This is a genomic window from uncultured Mobiluncus sp., from assembly GCF_902488535.1.
Classification (GTDB): Bacteria; Actinomycetota; Actinomycetes; order Actinomycetales; family Actinomycetaceae; genus Mobiluncus.
Window position 1 is genome coordinate 1 of record NZ_CABTWO010000009.1, and the last position, 16,162, is coordinate 16,162.

Consider the following 16,162-nt stretch of genomic DNA (forward strand, 5'->3'; position numbering starts at 1 on the left):
ACTGCCCAGAGACCTGCCTTCGCCATCGGTGTTCCTCCTGATATCTGCGCATTCCACCGCTACACCAGGAATTCCAGTCACCCCTACCGCACTCAAGCCCGCCCGTACCCACCGCAGACCAACAGTTAAGCTGCTGGCTTTCACGACAGACGCGACGAACCACCTACGAGCTCTTTACGCCCAATAAATCCGGACAACGCTCGCGCCCTACGTATTACCGCGGCTGCTGGCACGTAGTTAGCCGGCGCTTCTTCCCCCACTACCATCAACACAGCCAAAACTGTGCCTTTTTCGCGAGAAAAAGGAGTTCACAACCCGAAGGCCTACACCCTCCACGCGGCGTCGCTGCATCAAACTTCCGTCCATTGTGCAATATTCCCCACTGCTGCCTCCCGTAGGAGTCTGGGCCGTATCTCAGTCCCAGTGCGACCGACCACCCTCTCAGGCCGGCTACCCGTCAAAGCCTTGGTAAGCCATCACCCCACCAACAAGCTGATAGGCCGCGAGCCCACCCAATCCCAGAAAAAACCTTTCCAAACACCACCATGCGGTGACGCCTGAATATCCAGTATTAGCAGCCGTTTCCAGCCGTTATCCCAAAGAAAAGGACAGGTTACTCACGTGTTACTCGCCCGTTCGCCACTAATCCACGAGTGCAAGCACCCGCTTCATCGTTCGACTTGCATGTGTTAAGCACGCCGCCAGCGTTCGTCCTGAGCCAGGATCAAACTCTCCAAAAAAAACAAACCAAAAACAGTCCATCCAAAAAGAGCCAGAAAAACCTGACAAACACGGTCCTCATCAAATCAGAAAACCGCAAAAACACTAACAAAAAAGCACCCCAAAAAAAGGGCACCAAAAAACGCGTAAACAAAAAACAAAACGCTATCGAGATCAAAACCAACAAACCCACTCACCGATCCACCCCAGTTTTCACCGAGATTTCAACAATCGGGGCGCTGCAACCCTTCGGAATAACCCAAAAGAGCGCAACAGATAAAACAATACACCAGGCTCGAACGCGATGCAAATTTTGGAGCCTCTGTTGCTCGTTCGGGCGTGTCGCGAACCCGGAAATCCCTGAGTTTTCAACGAAAATACGAGAAGGAACTTGTTGCCAGCTTGGGTTTACTCAGCCGACTGACGCGACCAACTGCGAGGGAGCCGTCGGCTTGATTCGGGATTCTCGCCAGATGAGGATGACCAAGGTCGCCACCGCCACCACCCAGGCGCAGCCTCTAAAGACTGGCAGGAAGGTTTGGTTATAGAAATCTTGTACATCCGGGTCAATCAGAGGACGGAAACGCAACAGCAGATAGTCCGGCAGGTAGATTGAAGCCAAAGCCAACACTGCGAACAGGCCGTAAGCCACTCGCTGCCAGGAGGTTGGCGGAAAACCAGCAAAGAACTTGAGGGCGTAGACCAGTTCGAACACGCCGATTAGCCCTATGAGGGCAGCAGTAAAAGCCACTAGCAAATCCATTATTACTCCTCAGATTGGCGGGAAAGAATCGAATCAGTTACAGGTAACATCATTAATCGCGCTAGGGAGTTTTGATGGTTCAATGTTCCACGGGACTTTGATAGAACCATACCGTACATGGCATAGGTACTGTTTCCTCATACTGCTATCTGCACCTTTACTTTTATAGAAAGACCAATGGCGGTCTCCATTGAAGCGGTTGTATATCTGAACCCATCCTTCACCTGAATATTTGGCTGAAACTGCTGGAATCACAGTCTGACTAGGCATTAGGGAAAGAGCCCAAACTTCGCGGCCTATCCAACGACCATAAGAAAACAGGTCGCTGGACCAATAACCTTGTAAGGTTGTGCCATCAAGGCTTGCGTACGAAGCACTTTCTCTGTCCAGTTCAGCTTGCTCTGCTTCGGAGGAGGCTACATATTGACGAACTTCTTCTGGAGTCGGCACAGAGCCGAAAATCGACAGGTACTCCTCATGTTCCTGAGGGGAAAAACTGTGACCATATGCTTCACGGTAAAATTCCTGCTCTTGAGCAGTCGGGAGTGGTTTATCTGTTGCAAATGCCAACGATGGAGCTAACAGCAGGGATACAGCCGCAATAGTTACGGATAGTTTTCTAAACATTTCAGCGCCCCTTTACGCTTAGGTTAGCTTAACCTAAATATACATCCGGTATTTGAGTCCGTCAACATTTCGGGACACCTTACCTGTCGGCATTGTCTTAGTTGGAACGCACTGCTATTGCGGGTTGAACCCTGGCGGCCCGTACGGCCGGATAAACTGAGGCCAGCACACCCACCGCTGTGCCCAACAACGGCCCGCCTGCTAACCACACCGCGCTTAGAAATGCTGACCAGCCGCTGAATGCGGACACCACCAACACGACTAGTGCCGACAGAACCGAACCCGCCAAGCCGCCCAAAAAACCCACCAAAGCACCCTCGACCAGGAAGGTGATCGCTATGGCAGACCGAGACGCTCCTAAAGCTCGACGAATCCCAATCTCAGTAGTGCGTGAAGTTACGGAAACCACCATCGAATTTGTAATCAGCAACATGGTCAAAATCAGCAAGAACCCGCCAATCCACGCAGCCTGCTGTCCCAGCACATTCGCGACTTTCCCCCGCGAGGCCCCCGCCGAGATCACTTGCGAAGCCGCCAAAGTCTGCGGCGCTTCGGGACGCAAAGCCAACCGCGCCACCTTTGCCACTTGGGAACCCGCCCCAACCTTGGAATGCAACAATACTTCGGTCTGGCGGTCGTTACCTGCTATTCCCAGTCCCACTGTATAGGGGATGAACACGTCGTTTGCCCACATCCCATCCCCTTTCACGAAACCAACCACAGCGAACTGGCGTCCGTCAATCAGCATGCTCACCCCAGTAAGGTCAGCTGTAAAGGGAACCTCAAAGGTCTTAGCTGCAGCTTCACCCAAAATCGCCACCGGGAGCTCGGAATCCATAAGACTCACCGCTCCCGTCGCTCGTGCCGCACCAGCGGCGAAATAGTCCGAGGTCACGGCCCGCACTGACTGGTTATCGCGGGTGGTTTTTGTAACAGGCCGCGCGACGGTGACTCCGTGAACCTGGCTGACAGGAAGCATCACTCCCACGTGTTGTACCGCGGAAAGAACCTGCAGGCGCTCCACCGTGTCAGACGGATACTCCCGCTGTATAGTTTCCCCGCCTGATTTTCTCGTGTTGGACGGGGCGCCAGATTCCTCCGGCGCAGTGTCTTCCGCTAGCCGCACCACAACTTGGCGCCCCGTAGATGCTGCCAAATCGGCGTCAATGGCGTGCGCTGCATTATTCGTTATCCCCATCGAAGCGAGAAGTGCCCCGATGCTCAGCGCGACTGCAGAGGTCAACAGAATAGTTCTCATGGCTTGGGTTTTCAGCTCAATGGCAACATCAGCGAGAAAATCGAGGGCAATGTCGTGGCGCGTTTCACTTCTCATGCAGCACCCCCTCTCTGAGCTCCAGTGAACGGTCGGCCCATCTCAGCAATCGCAGGTCATGAGAGATAACGATAACCGTGACTCCCCTAGCTGCCTCACGGTTCAATAAACCCAACACGACCCGAGCATTGCCCGAATCGAGGTTGCCGGTAGGCTCGTCAGCGAGAATGATTTTCGGGTCACAGATGATGGCACGAGCCAGGGAGAGGCGCTGTTTTTCCCCGCCGGACAAAAGCCGCGCCAAAGCGTGTTCACGCCGCTTTAGGCCGACCCCATCCAGCACGACGTTAATGCGTTCCTCGCGGTCGGATACCGGCACGTGACTGATGGACAGTTTCAGTTCCAGGTTTTGCCGCACACTGCGGTGTCCCAAAACGTGAAAGTCCTGAAACACGAAACCGAGCGTGTCCCCGCGAATTTTGTCTCTCTTGGCTTCTGGCAGAGACTCGACGTGTTCACCTTGCAGCACATATTCACCGCTGGTGGGCTCATCCAACAGTCCGATGATGTTCAACAGAGTCGATTTCCCCGCTCCGGAACGACCCGCAACCAAGACTTTTTGTCCTTCTTCAACATCCAGATTTACACCTTTTAATACCGGCACCGGCGGGCGCACCGAATAGGTTTTCGTCAAGTCCCTAATTTCCAACAGTTTCATCGGGGCACCGCCACGATTACGGTTTGTCCCGGTTTTAGAGCCGGAGCAGGTTTTTCTGCCAGTAGCGCCCAGCCGTCGACGACTTGGTCCACATGGACTTCGACCTGTTTTCTGTCCTGGCGGTCGCCTTTGATTTTGGTTCCGGCCACGGCCACGAAAGTTTTTCCGCCGATTTCCCGCAGCGCGGTGGCGGGAATGGCGATGGCGGTCTTGTTCCCTTGCGCCCCTGCCGGAGAAACCATGACTTTTGCACCGTCGGTCAGACCATTGTTGTGCGTGACATTCACACTAACGTCGTATCCGGGTTTCACATCGGAAGAGCCTGCTGTGGGGTTGGTGCTAAACTCACCGACTGTTGAGACGCTTCCCCGGGCGACGACTTTGCCCTGAGCCGGGTCAGTTATTTCTACCTCTTGACCAACGGGGAAACTGGAGGATTCGCTGATGTTGACTCGTAAGGTGACGCTGGGGTTGCCCAGTTTCAACGTTGCCAATGGCTGTGTGTCAGAGAGTACCGTCCCGATAGGCGCCACGGCGGTCACTGTTGCCTGGGGGGCTCCCATAGCCATGATTTCGGCTTTCAGTACCGGGGTCAAGGCCGGTGGTGCAGGCTGTGCGGGAGCCGGCGCGTCAGTAGTCTCTCCAGACTCGGCTGGTGCAACAGGTACTGCTGCCTGGGGCGGGCGGATAGCGTTGCGGGAGTAGAGCAAGTTAACGGCTTGAGAAGTAGTCCAGCCGTAGGATCCATCCACGCGCCCGTGGTAAAGTCCGAGGGCTTGCAAGGCACGTTGCACTTCACGTACATCGTCACCAGCATCGCCAGTATTGATATCACGGTACAATTTAAACGGCATATTCAGGACAATGACTGGGTTGCCGTCCACACGGCCAACGACCTGACCAGAATTGACCGTGTCGCCACCAGCAACGTTCAAGGCGGTAACCGTGCCGGTAGCCGCCACATTTTCACTGGCACCTGTTGAGGCTGTACCTTCGATTTCTACTGGAGTCAGGTCAAAAGTTTTCTTTTCAACTTTCGCGGTCACAACGGGGGTAATGCGTGAGTTTTCAATGGCAGCTTCGTTCGGTGAACGCACGAATAAGGCCACCAAACTAATCACCAACAGTAGCGTCAACAAGATAATAACAGCCGACAGAATCCAGGCAAGACTATTGTCCTGAAATTTTGCGCGCAAACGGCCTAAAGCTGCTAGCTTAGAGTCGGTCAAATTGTGCGTTGTTTCAGAATTATCTTGAATCATTTAATTACTCCCTATGTAACTTTATTTTTTAACTGTAAGTATTCGAAAAGTTATTGGCTTATATTCGACTGCTCTTCCATCTCTTGCAGGTTATGTGAAATAAACTGTAAATAAAATAACATAGACTAAAAGTGTCACCATAAAAAGTATAAATACTGTTAGTTATGAATACGTATCTATTAGTGGATAACTTAGAAAACTTGTAGACATGGGGTATTATTTCCAAAGCACGTCGGAATTTTCTGCTATCACCCCTTTTGCTTGAGATAAAGCTTTGTCTATAGAAGCTCGATATGCTTGTAAATCAGCGGAATTTTTCTCAATAAAAGGAGCCTCATAATTTGCCCACAAGTCAGCTATCCGTTCAATTGTGTGAGTCTGTGTTTTACATTTGACGTCTTGCAGAGCTAATTGAATTTGAGTCACATTTATAACGGAGGAGCTGGCACCCTTAATATGAAAACCTAACGGACTATCGGAATCTTCGAAGGACAAGCCAGCGCGTCGGTAGCAATTCTTCAAGTCGGTTTTGATGGCAATAAATTTAGAGTTTTTTGCAAAAATTGTAGAAAAGTTGGAGATTGATAGGTTATCAAAAACTTTAGGTTTAGTTTTTAGTAAGTAAGTGTAGGAAGTTTTCATAGATTCCACCTTTTTATTACAACCGTTTGATATCCTAATGAATGATGATGTGGTTGGTATGAGGGTGTTAGGATTCTCCTTATGTCTCGAATCGTAACCATCTGGTTTGGATGTAATGAATCCGTTAGCAAAAAGTGTATCTTGACTCATTGGTTGTACTGAGCCAAAGCGATTTGCCATATCTTCAGTCCATGGACCAAACTCATAAAACATCTGGGACTCTGGTTCATAGGACTTGGTCAAATCTTGAGCAACCCAAGAAATTCCATTTGATTGCATACATTTAGAATACTCAATAAGTTCAGCAGTCATCAAGATTGAACCTTCATTTCCCTGCACAGAAAACCGTTCACTTGGAAAAATTACTGTCGATTTTTCAGGGATTATCTCTGCTGTTAAAATGAGCCCATTAGTACTATCTTGTATTTTTTGTTTTTGATCTATCGTATTCATAGGTGAGGCACAGCCGAGCACTAAAAGCATGGTGAAAACCAGCGTCAGGCTGGCAATAAGTTTTTTCCAAACAAAGTTACAACTCTCAAATACAATCATAAACAAGATCCAATACAATAGCGGTCTTACCATAGGTCAGTGCAACTTTGACACAAATAGATTTCATGGCAAGGTAATTGTCTTTTTCAGTTGGGTGTATGATACAACCGTTTGTACCTCCAAACTCCAAAGGTGCTTTGTAACTAAACTAAACCTATGAAATCAAACACACAATTAGGGATGACCCTGATTGAACCCTGATTTTGCCTTGCAGCCCTAAGGGCCAACTCCGAATTCAAACTAAGCTAACCTGTGGTTAGTGCTGCGAAGACGAACACCATTGCCGCAATGCGCCCGTTGCCCAAATCGTACCGCCGGGAACTATGAGAGTACGTGCGTGGGTCAGGAAGTAGCCTGTTTCCAAATGACATCCTGATGAGCGTCAATGTACTCATCTGCTTCTTTCAGTACCCCATCAAGCTGCTTTCGCCAAGCTGTTAAATCCTCAAGGTTTTCGACAATTATGGGTGTCTGTACGCGAGCTATAATATCTGCCATTTTTTGCATGAAATCAATTTTGACCTGACACTTGGCATCTCTAACAGCCAACTCAATTTGCTGAGCATTAATCGTGCTATAGTCGGCTCCGACAACTGTGAATCCCAATATCGCATCAGAGCTGGGTTTAACCGATATTCCGGAATCTGCATAGCATTTCTTTAAATCTGAAATGAGCGGATTATAATCTGAATCTTTTTTTATTTTTGTCCAAAGATTTGATACCCTCAAAGAATCCACAGCTGGAGGCCTGCCCTGTTGCTCTGAATAACGCCTAAATTTTTCCGCTGTTTTATACTTACGGCAACCCTTTGACATAATTTCTCGGTCTTCAGGTGTAATACTTTCATTCGGATTTACATATTCGCTTTTTTCCGTTGGTGAAATTATACCGTTCTCAATCATGTCGGCCTCAGTCATCGGACCTAAATAAGCATATTTATTTGCCATTTCCACCGTCCAAGGTCCACCGAAACCACCACGCATGCTATACTCGGGAGCTTTCCCATTTCCAATAAATTGGGCATAAAACGGTACACCGTGTTCACGCGCACACACGGCATATGCAACCAGATCAGCATCAACCAAATGCATCCGCTCCACTTCGGAAAGAGCAAAACGATCGCCGGGAAAAACCACCGTTCCTGCCGTTGGGTTCACCTCAGACTTCAGGTTTACGCCGGAGGTGTTCGACCTTCCCGCATCCACCTCTGAGGAACACGCCGCAACGGACACGGAAAGCAGCACAACGGCAAGCAGGCACCGCAACAGTCGTTGTTTCGTCATGTTAATGGACACAATTGTAGAACCTGATATAGCTGATACGGTTATCCCAATTTTGGGAGCTATTACCGTTTACACCTGCTCCGTTCGAGAGATCGGGGTCTTCAAAATAATGGTCTGGATAAACGGAACGGCTAAACAAATCAAAATAGGCGCCGTCGTTACTGCCACTCTCGGCATCATAGAATCTTGTCATCCCACAATGTCCCCCGTTAGCTGCCGCTGAGGATGCCTGGTTGTTCATAGCAGCAGGCGTAGGTTGTGCATTCGCAGACTGTTTCCAATAATGTTTCCCGGTATATGAAGTATCCTGCCAAATACAGGCATAGCCAGTCGCACAGTTAGCGTACATCGGTGGGTGAGCTTGCGCCGCAGGGACAACAATCGAAGACAATGCCATGGCGGCTACCATGACGAAACCAAGCCCAGTAACTTTGCTTTTCATGATTTTCCTTTCGTTAAAGAACAGCTCTTACCGTTCAATCTCAGGGTATGAGGGGTCCTTACCTCCGGCAAGAGGAAATTCTGACCCAATGACGAGTCATCTCTAGGTGAATTTGCACCTAGCAGATGCTCAATCGTCATAAGAAAGCTGCACACAGCGGGTTTCCAAAGCCTTGAAGGCGAATTCAGTCCGGGAGTCACAACCTGTTCGTTCTAAAATTTCCGACACATAGTGCCTAACGGTCTTCTCGCTAAGATACACGGCTTCGGCAATTTTCTTGTTGGAAAAACCCTGTGCCAGTGGCGACAAAAGTGGCTGATAGCGGGCTTCCAAAGCCTCAATTGCTGACACGAACTGCGCGAAACGCTCCCGGGATTTTGCGGTTTTCCGATAATCTTCCACGATGAACTTTTGTGGTTCCGGGCTAACTGGCTGCTCCCCGTTCATTACCCGATGGAGCATCTGCACAATGACATCAACTTCGGTGTCTTTGGTGAGAAATCCCCTAGCCCCCGCCACCAACGCTCGCTCCAGGAAGTCCGGATACGGGAACGAAGTCAGCATGACGGTCTTCACCTCCGGGAAACGCCTGGCTATCTCTTTGGCAGCAGTCAGCCCACCCATCCCCGGCATCTCGACATCCAATAAGGCAATATCAAAATGATCCGCGCTGAGAGCTACCAAAACTTGTTCACCATTTTCAACAGCGATAACGTTCTCAATGGATGGCTCATTTGCCATGACCGAAGCGAGAGCCGAGCGAATCAACGGGTCATCGTCAGCAAGAAGAACCCGCAGCTTTTCCTGTTCAACCATAAAGAACTCCCTTCTGTGAAGTTCCCTCATCGTTATTTTTTGCCGTATGCCCTCGTGCTTCTTGTCCTGGAATTTCCGCTCTCAGAATCCAGTGACCGGAGATCCGGTCAAAGCCCAGGCTGCCGCCCACCTCTGAAATACTTCGTTGCAGATTTTCCAACCCGTACCCCGAAGAGAGATGCCCACGTTTTGCTGCTTTCGTATCTATCCGGTTCTTCATGATGACCAGAATGGTTCCGTTTGTAAGCACTTCGACGTCTAGGGTTACCACGCTCCGTCTCGGAGCGTACTTCAAGACATTGAGAGAACCTTCCTGCACAAACAAGTTGAATAGTTTACGTTGCGACTCCGGTAAACCGTTCAGCCGGTCGAAATCAAGTTCAATTTCCAACTCAATATTCTCTTGTAAAAGCATCTGACGATTCTGAGCAATCATTTCTTTTACAGGCAAAACGGCTCCAGTGGGCTTGAGATGATGAATCAGGGGACGCAGTCGCAAGGATGCTCCTCTAGCTATAGTTTCAACTTGCTTCCAATGCAGCCGGTCAGTGTCCGTAGCGGAGCTTTGTGCGTACTGCTGAGCCAACAAAGAGATCTGAGTTAAATCCTTGGCGGTGTTGTCATGGAGCTCTCCTGCCAAATCGCGGCGTATCTCGTCCTCTTTTGCCTTTGATTCGCTCCTAGCACTTGACACCCTATTATCCAGTTCATCAAGCTGTTTCGAAAAAGCTCTGGAGAGGAATCCTAAAATAGCGATTATGACGAACTCAAAAACGATAAATTCGATAAATCCCTCTCGATGTCCAGAATTGAAAAGTACTGTGAGAGCATGAACGGAGACAAAAATCGTACCTGATATAAAAATGTGTTTTTTGTATATCCAGAACACGCAAATTGGTATCAAACCCAGTACGAGAAAAATAGAGCCTAGAGACAAAAAATCATTACCGACCGAAAACAGGTAGAAGACCAGGTATGATGCGGTTCCAATCTCAGGGAAAATTCCCACACAGGCTAGGGAAAGAGCAAAGAAAAGGTCAAAAAGAACAATCTGGGGTACATTTCTGAAATCGCTATTTGTCAACCTTACTAGGTTCAAGGTCAACAAGCCTGCAGCGGTCAGGGTAAAAGTCAAAGCCTGAATCTTGCTTGTTCTGGGCTTGAAGAGTTCTCTAAGCACGATTTATTGTCACACACATCCATGGAAAAAAATTACAGAAATCAGGAAATGAAATGTATTTTGCGTCGAACGCATCAGTGCCCCATTCAGAATCGCTGCCACCCAACTCTGATACTGCTGGCAGCGGCACTAAAACCGCGGCGGCTACTATCAGAGCCAAAACCTGAAAAACGAGAACAACTTTTCGCAAGCGAGTCCCCTAACTTCGCGACTCTATAAAACTTACAACGCGACTCATGCCAGAAAAACGGCCAAACGTTGTTAATTTCTACCACTTTATAGGTTATTTTTTACCTAAAACCCGCAAAATCCTGAAAACACACCCCAAGTGTTTCTGAAGGGTCTAACCGTGCAGGGCCGCGGCGAAACCCGGTTGTATCGGCAGGCTAGACAGGAACATAGCCTGGCCAGCGTGGTAAATATCTGGTTTGCCGGGCCACGTCAGCACCGCGGGTAGGTTATGCGCATCAAGCTCGTGGCGCCACCGGCCGGGAGATTCAATCAGCCAGCGCTGGGCGTATTCACTAAAACGTTGCACCCACTGGGCCGCAGTCGCTGCCAAGTCCGCGCTCTCTTGACCCGCCCGCCCGGTAAAGTACTGTGCTACCACCAGGCTGGCGCCAAGCGCTTCACAAATGACCCAGTGCATCCGTTGGGAGGAAACCGGGCGGCCCTCGAAATCCGTCGTGTAGGGTATCCCATCAGCACCATCGCTACCCCACGAAGCCAGCGCACTACGGTAAAGTCCCGCTGCGGCCTTGGGAACCCAATCCAAATTCAGATCTAACCCAGCAGCCTCGGCTGCGGCCTGGAGCTGCAAAATCAGACGCGCCCACTCGAAACCGTGACCCGGCGTGGCTCCCCACGGACGGAACGGATCGGTCGGTTTATCGCGGTTGTAATCGGAATCTATGCGCCAATTACCGGTGTAATGCTCTGGGATTTTCCAGTCGTATTCCCGGGCTGACTCATTAATAATTTTTGTGGCGATAGAAGCACCCCGGCGTAAGTATTCGGTGTCGGCAGTGGCGTCAAAAGCCGATAGGCACGACTCTACAGTGTGCATATTCGCGTTCGCGCCGCGGTAGTCTTCCAGCTCCGTCCAGTCCCTAGCGTAAGATTCTCGGGCTCCCCCCGCTGATTCATCCCACCAATAAGCATCCTGGATACGCCTGGCTTCGTCCAACAGTTCGCGCGCCCCCGGGATTTTCGCGACGGTGGCGGAACTGGCCGCGACAATCACGAACGCATGCGCATAGGCTTCCTTACGGGGTCCTTTCACGAGGTTGGGGCGAGACTGCCCGGATGCATCGAGTTCGGTGTCAATCCAAGAAAACCAACCGCCGTGTTCATGGTCCGCAAAGTATTCCCTCAGGGCATGAATCCCGTGAGTAGCCAGTTCGCGGGATTGCTCGGGATGTATCCCCGCCAGGGTGAACAGCGAAAACATATGCGTCATTCGGCAATTAATCCACAGTTGTGCCCCGAGCTCGGGCATGACGTCACCATTCGGGCCGAGATAGCCAAATCCGGCGGGAACCTTAGATTTCATGCCGAATTCACACAACGCCGGGAGTTCGCGCGCGGCCAGAGAACGCAAATCAAGAATTTCACACATGACTGAAATTCTAATGTAGCCCCACCTAGCTCACGGGGATACAGAATATTCAAAATAGTTAAGGTCTAAAAACAGCTGTGTGTGCGAACAATCGTCTGTTCGCACACACAGATTTATGTATTTATAGGGGAAAAGCTAAGCAGCGCGGTTATAGGTGAGGCACTCGCCTGTCTTTCCACCAACTTTGACGGCAGTCGCCTGGCACTCCAGGTGCTCATTGAAGCTGCAGTCGGATTTCTGGCAAGCCCCGACCGCGGCTTGCTTTCCGAGGCCTCCGACCTGAGGCAAGGCAATAAAGGTGGAGCAGCCCTTGGTGCCCATGGTCATCGCGGTGGCTTGGCAGCCGTCGTGGTTATAAGAGCAAACGGATACTGCGCAATCACTAACTACTGGTTGAGTACTCATGGCTTCTTTCCTTTCGGGATAAGTAAACAGAAATGAATAATTCTTAATTACAACTGTCAACTATATTTTCTCGATTGTAAACCCGAACCCTAACGCCCGGCGTTTCCGCAGTTCAGAACCTTGCAATAATAACGAAACGTATTAATTGCTTATATTAAAAAGCATATATGGAGATTTTTAAATAACATTGACAATTCTAATTCGAGCTGATTATGCAAAATAGATGTAACCTAAAGAAGGATTCAACCACCCTTCCTCGATCCGAAGGTCAAAACCTCCACACCCAGCGCTGACAGGTGTCGATTCATTATATGAGACAAATCTGCTCGAATGCTGGACATGACTGTACTTCGGGCGAAAAAGTGCGTACCTTTATCTTGTGACCGGTCCGACTCGGACCAACCGGTTTCAGTAAGAAATTGCGAAAACTTTGGAGGAAAAGATGAATAAATACCGCGATTTTGACAACTACTTAAAGGAATACCCTGACGAAAAGGGGTACTTCGGCAAATACGGCGGCAACTACCTGCAGGACCCGGAGCTGGTCAAAGCCTTTGACGAGTACGCGGAAGCCTATAACACTATCGCCCAATCCGCCCAGTTCATTGCGGAGTTGCGCCGCATCCGCAAGGACTTCCAAGGCCGCCCGACCCCGGTGTATCACTGCCAGCGCCTGAGCCAGAAACTGGGCCGCACCCAGATTTACCTAAAGCGCGAGGACTTGAACCATACCGGGGCACACAAGCTCAATCACTGCATGGGTGAAGGGCTGCTCGCTAAATACATGGGCAAAAAGAAGCTGATTGCCGAGACGGGTGCTGGACAGCACGGTACCGCTCTGGCCACCGCCGCCGCTTACTTCGGGCTGGAATGCGACATCTATATGGGCGAGGTCGACATCGCCAAGCAGGCTCCGAACGTGGCGCGCATGAAGGTGCTGGGCGCGCGCGTGATTCCAGTCAGTGCGGGTCTCAAGACCCTGAAAGAAGCCGTGGACGCCGCTTTCATGGCTTATTCCGAGGAATACCACGACGCGATTTACTGTATCGGTACCGCCGCCGGTCCGCATCCTTTCCCAGTTATGGTGCGCGATTTTCAAGAGGTGGTTGGAGCCGAGGCCAGGGCTCAGTTCCTGGAACAGACCGGACATCTGCCGGATAAAGTGATGGCCTGCGTGGGTGGCGGTTCCAACGCCATCGGTATGTTTGTCCCCTTCCTGGCCGATCCGGTAGAGATTTACGGCGTGGAACCTCAAGGCCGGGGCACGGCATTGGGCGATCACGCGGCTTCCATTACCTACGGCGGCGAAGGTGTGATGCACGGATTCAACTCGATCATGCTCGCGGACGAAAAGGGCGATCCCGCGCCGGTCTATTCCAACGCCTCCGGCCTGGACTACCCCTCGGTTGGCCCCGAACACTCCCTGCTACACGATATGGAACGCGTCAACTACGTGACCATTCGAGACGAGGAAGCTATCGAAGCCCTGTTCTTGCTCTCGCGCTTGGAAGGCATCATCCCCGCCATCGAAAGCTCTCACGCCCTGGCTTATGCCATCAAGGAAGCCCGCAAAGGTAAGACGGGATCCATCCTGGTGAACCTGTCAGGTCGCGGGGATAAGGACCTCGACTACGTGATTGAGCATTACGGTACCGGCGAGGAATACGTCAAATAGGCCAAAGCTCTAAAAATGTTTTGTTCCCGGACCATTTGCTTATGTGTGATAAAGAAGCAATAGAAGTGCAAAAAATTTTGCCGTTCCTATCCGACACTTGGCCATTGTGTCGGATAGGTCGGGCGGTTATTCGGGCAAGTCAATCTTGCCGACAAAGCTGTAATAAATCTCAATGTCCTGCCTGCGGGTGCCGTTCTCATCATAGCTGCACTCATGCACCACAATTTTCTCGATCATTTCCCGCAAGAGAGTGGGGGTCAGTTCTTCAAAGGCAAGGTGCTTGCGGACAATGCCCATAAATTTCTCGGCGTTGACGGTAGCTGCCTGTGACTTGTCCAGTTCGGCTTGCAGGGCGGCGGCTCTCTTTTTCAGCTCCGCTTGCTCGGCTTCGTAGTCAGCCGACAGTTCCATGAAACGCTCATCGCTGATTTTGCCGTTTACATTGTCCTCATACAGCCGCTTGATAATGCGGCTGATTTCAGAAATGCGTTCCTGCGCCTGTTCAAGCTGCTTGATGGCTGCGGCGGTCTTTCGCTTGCCGCCGATCTCGTTCTGCTGGACAAGTAGTTTCACAAACCGGCTCTCATGCTTGGCTGCGTATTCGGTCACTTGCCGGAGATTTGCCAGGACACCAGCGGTCAACAGATCGGTGCGGATAAAGTGCGCCGTACAGTTGCGGGTGCGCTTCTTGTAGCTGCCGCAGATGTAGCAGTCCTGTTTGCGGTCTTTGTTCTGATACCGCTGCTGATACAGCACATGGCCGCAGTCGGCGCAGAACAAAATCCCGGAGAACAGCCCCACTTCATCGTAGCGGTTCGGGCGTTTGCGCTGTTTGCGTAACTCCTGCACCCGTTCCCATGTTTCCTTGTCGATGATCGGCTCATGGTGGTTCTCGAAAATGGCCTGCTTCTCGACGGGGTTCTCTATGCTGTGCTTGACCTTATAAGAAGGCTTTTCCGTTTTGAAGTTCACCAGACATCCGGTGTACTCTCGGTTTTCGAGGATATGAACGACGGTGTTGGTCGCCCATTTGCACTCATAGCCTGGGTGATAACGGCGGGTGCTGCCTGTCCGCTGATATTCCAGCGTCCCCGGCGTGGGGATTTGCTGCTCCGTCAGCATACGGGCAATCTTGGTCGGGCCGTTCCCGGCAAGGCAAAGCTGGTAAATCTGCTGCACCACCGGGGCGGCTTCCTCGTCTATAATAAAATTCTCGTCCTCGTCCATCACATAGCCGTAAACCGGCTTGCTGGTAACAGGCTTGCCGCTCATGCCTTTTGACTTTTTCACTGCCTTGTTTTTCTTGCTCGTATCTCTCACCAGCCATTCATTGAACAGATTTCGCAGCGGGGTAAAATCGTTGTCCATGCCCTCGCTGGCACTGTCCACATTATCGTTGACAGCGATAAAACGCACTCCCTTTTGAGGGAACAGCATTTCCGTGTAAAACCCTACCTGCAAGTAGTTTCGCCCTAACCGGCTCATGTCCTTGACGATGACCGTACCCACTTTCCCGGCTTCAATGTCCGCAAGCATGGCTTGAAATCCGGGCCGCTGGAAGTTCGCGCCGGAAAAACCGTCGTCGGTGTACCAGCGCAGATTGGTAAAGCCGTTCTGTTTTGCGTAGGTTTCGAGTATCCTTTTTTGGTTCGATATGGAATTACTCTCGCCTTGCAATTCATCCTCGTGGGACAATCTCGGATAAAGGGCGGTAATGAGGTTTTGGGTGGCTTGTCTTAACATAAAATCCTCCGTTTCCGACAGCCAGCCCCACTATTCCGTGGTTTCATTGTACCACGGAACGGCGGGGGCTGTACAGCGGCAAAAGCGTTAAATTTGCTTCTTTACAGCTTTTCAATTTTCCGATTTTTATGGTATGGGTTGTCGTCCCATATTTGCAGTAGAAAAGTTCATAACTCCGTGGTATACTCTGATTTAACAAAAAAATCAGAAGTTAAAGGAGAAAACATGAAGTATACAATAGATGAATTAACCGCGGCCAAAAGGCAAATTGATTCAACTCTGCACAAGCTAAGAGAAACAGTAAAAACATTTGAATCAAAGGATAATTCCGAGCGTTATAAATCACAAATCACATTGGCAAAGAGAAGAATAAAAGCCTTTGAAATTGCAAATTATTTTATAGAGAATGAGATTAAGAATTGCTAAAGCACTTCCGATTTTC

At 50.4% G+C, this 16,162-nt stretch carries 15 protein-coding genes and 1 rRNA gene; 2 read left to right on the forward strand and 14 right to left on the reverse strand.

All coding sequences use genetic code 11. From position 1 onward, the window contains the following. The 13 genes from RDL66_RS04325 to RDL66_RS04385 all read right to left on the reverse strand — a co-directional run. A 16S ribosomal RNA gene (locus RDL66_RS04325) occupies window positions 1-740 on the reverse strand; the annotation flags it as partial. A gap of 392 nt (window positions 741-1,132) precedes the next feature. Next, a complete protein-coding gene (locus tag RDL66_RS04330; RefSeq protein ID WP_296182153.1) occupies window positions 1,133-1,483 on the reverse strand; it encodes a hypothetical protein in 351 nt (116 codons plus the stop codon). Window positions 1,484-1,516: 33 nt separating this feature from the next. Beyond that, window positions 1,517-2,110, reverse strand: a complete 594-nt coding sequence (locus tag RDL66_RS04335; protein ID WP_308535441.1) for a DUF2599 domain-containing protein — start codon at window positions 2,108-2,110, stop codon at window positions 1,517-1,519. Between the two features lie 97 nt (window positions 2,111-2,207). Continuing rightward, window positions 2,208-3,443: an ABC transporter permease gene (locus tag RDL66_RS04340; protein WP_308535443.1), complete on the reverse strand. Its 1,236-nt coding sequence runs from the start codon at window positions 3,441-3,443 to the stop codon at window positions 2,208-2,210. Further along, window positions 3,433-4,101 (reverse strand): ABC transporter ATP-binding protein, encoded by a 669-nt coding sequence (locus tag RDL66_RS04345; protein WP_308535445.1) that lies wholly within the window; start codon window positions 4,099-4,101, stop codon window positions 3,433-3,435. Before RDL66_RS04345 ends, RDL66_RS04340 begins: the two co-directional genes overlap by 11 nt. Then, window positions 4,098-5,363: a peptidoglycan-binding domain-containing protein gene (locus RDL66_RS04350; RefSeq protein WP_308535447.1), complete on the reverse strand. Its 1,266-nt coding sequence runs from the start codon at window positions 5,361-5,363 to the stop codon at window positions 4,098-4,100. The genes RDL66_RS04345 and RDL66_RS04350 overlap by 4 nt, the downstream gene beginning before the upstream one ends. 216 nt (window positions 5,364-5,579) lie before the next feature. Next, on the reverse strand, window positions 5,580-6,557 hold the full coding sequence (locus tag RDL66_RS04355; RefSeq protein ID WP_308535449.1) for a hypothetical protein: 978 nt from the start codon (window positions 6,555-6,557) through the stop codon (window positions 5,580-5,582). Between the two features lie 342 nt (window positions 6,558-6,899). Beyond that, window positions 6,900-7,841 (reverse strand): hypothetical protein, encoded by a 942-nt coding sequence (locus tag RDL66_RS04360; RefSeq protein ID WP_308535450.1) that lies wholly within the window; start codon window positions 7,839-7,841, stop codon window positions 6,900-6,902. Window position 7,842: 1 nt separating this feature from the next. Further along, window positions 7,843-8,283, reverse strand: a complete 441-nt coding sequence (locus RDL66_RS04365; RefSeq protein WP_308535452.1) for a peptidase inhibitor family I36 protein — start codon at window positions 8,281-8,283, stop codon at window positions 7,843-7,845. 129 nt (window positions 8,284-8,412) lie between these two features. Next, window positions 8,413-9,099, reverse strand: coding sequence for a response regulator transcription factor (locus tag RDL66_RS04370; RefSeq protein WP_308535454.1), 687 nt, complete (start codon window positions 9,097-9,099; stop codon window positions 8,413-8,415). Continuing rightward, the gene (locus tag RDL66_RS04375; protein WP_308535456.1) at window positions 9,092-10,279 is read right to left on the reverse strand and encodes a histidine kinase; all 1,188 of its coding nucleotides are present in this window, start codon (window positions 10,277-10,279) and stop codon (window positions 9,092-9,094) included. Before RDL66_RS04375 ends, RDL66_RS04370 begins: the two co-directional genes overlap by 8 nt. 343 nt (window positions 10,280-10,622) lie before the next feature. Continuing rightward, complete coding sequence (locus RDL66_RS04380; protein ID WP_308535457.1) at window positions 10,623-11,897, reverse strand: AGE family epimerase/isomerase; 1,275 nt, start codon at window positions 11,895-11,897, stop codon at window positions 10,623-10,625. Window positions 11,898-12,032: 135 nt separating this feature from the next. After that, window positions 12,033-12,302, reverse strand: coding sequence for a hypothetical protein (locus tag RDL66_RS04385; RefSeq protein ID WP_308535458.1), 270 nt, complete (start codon window positions 12,300-12,302; stop codon window positions 12,033-12,035). Window positions 12,303-12,744: 442 nt separating this feature from the next. On the opposite strand from RDL66_RS04385, the gene trpB reads away from it, so the two are divergent. Continuing rightward, the gene (gene trpB / locus RDL66_RS04390; protein ID WP_308535459.1) at window positions 12,745-13,977 is read left to right on the forward strand and encodes a tryptophan synthase subunit beta; all 1,233 of its coding nucleotides are present in this window, start codon (window positions 12,745-12,747) and stop codon (window positions 13,975-13,977) included. A gap of 126 nt (window positions 13,978-14,103) precedes the next feature. Here trpB and RDL66_RS04395 read toward each other — a convergent pair whose 3' ends face one another. After that, the gene (locus RDL66_RS04395; RefSeq protein WP_308535460.1) at window positions 14,104-15,720 is read right to left on the reverse strand and encodes a recombinase family protein; all 1,617 of its coding nucleotides are present in this window, start codon (window positions 15,718-15,720) and stop codon (window positions 14,104-14,106) included. Window positions 15,721-15,897: 177 nt separating this feature from the next. On the opposite strand from RDL66_RS04395, the gene RDL66_RS04400 reads away from it, so the two are divergent. Then, complete coding sequence (locus RDL66_RS04400; RefSeq protein ID WP_233265681.1) at window positions 15,898-16,146, forward strand: hypothetical protein; 249 nt, start codon at window positions 15,898-15,900, stop codon at window positions 16,144-16,146. Window positions 16,147-16,162 lie beyond the last annotated feature (16 nt).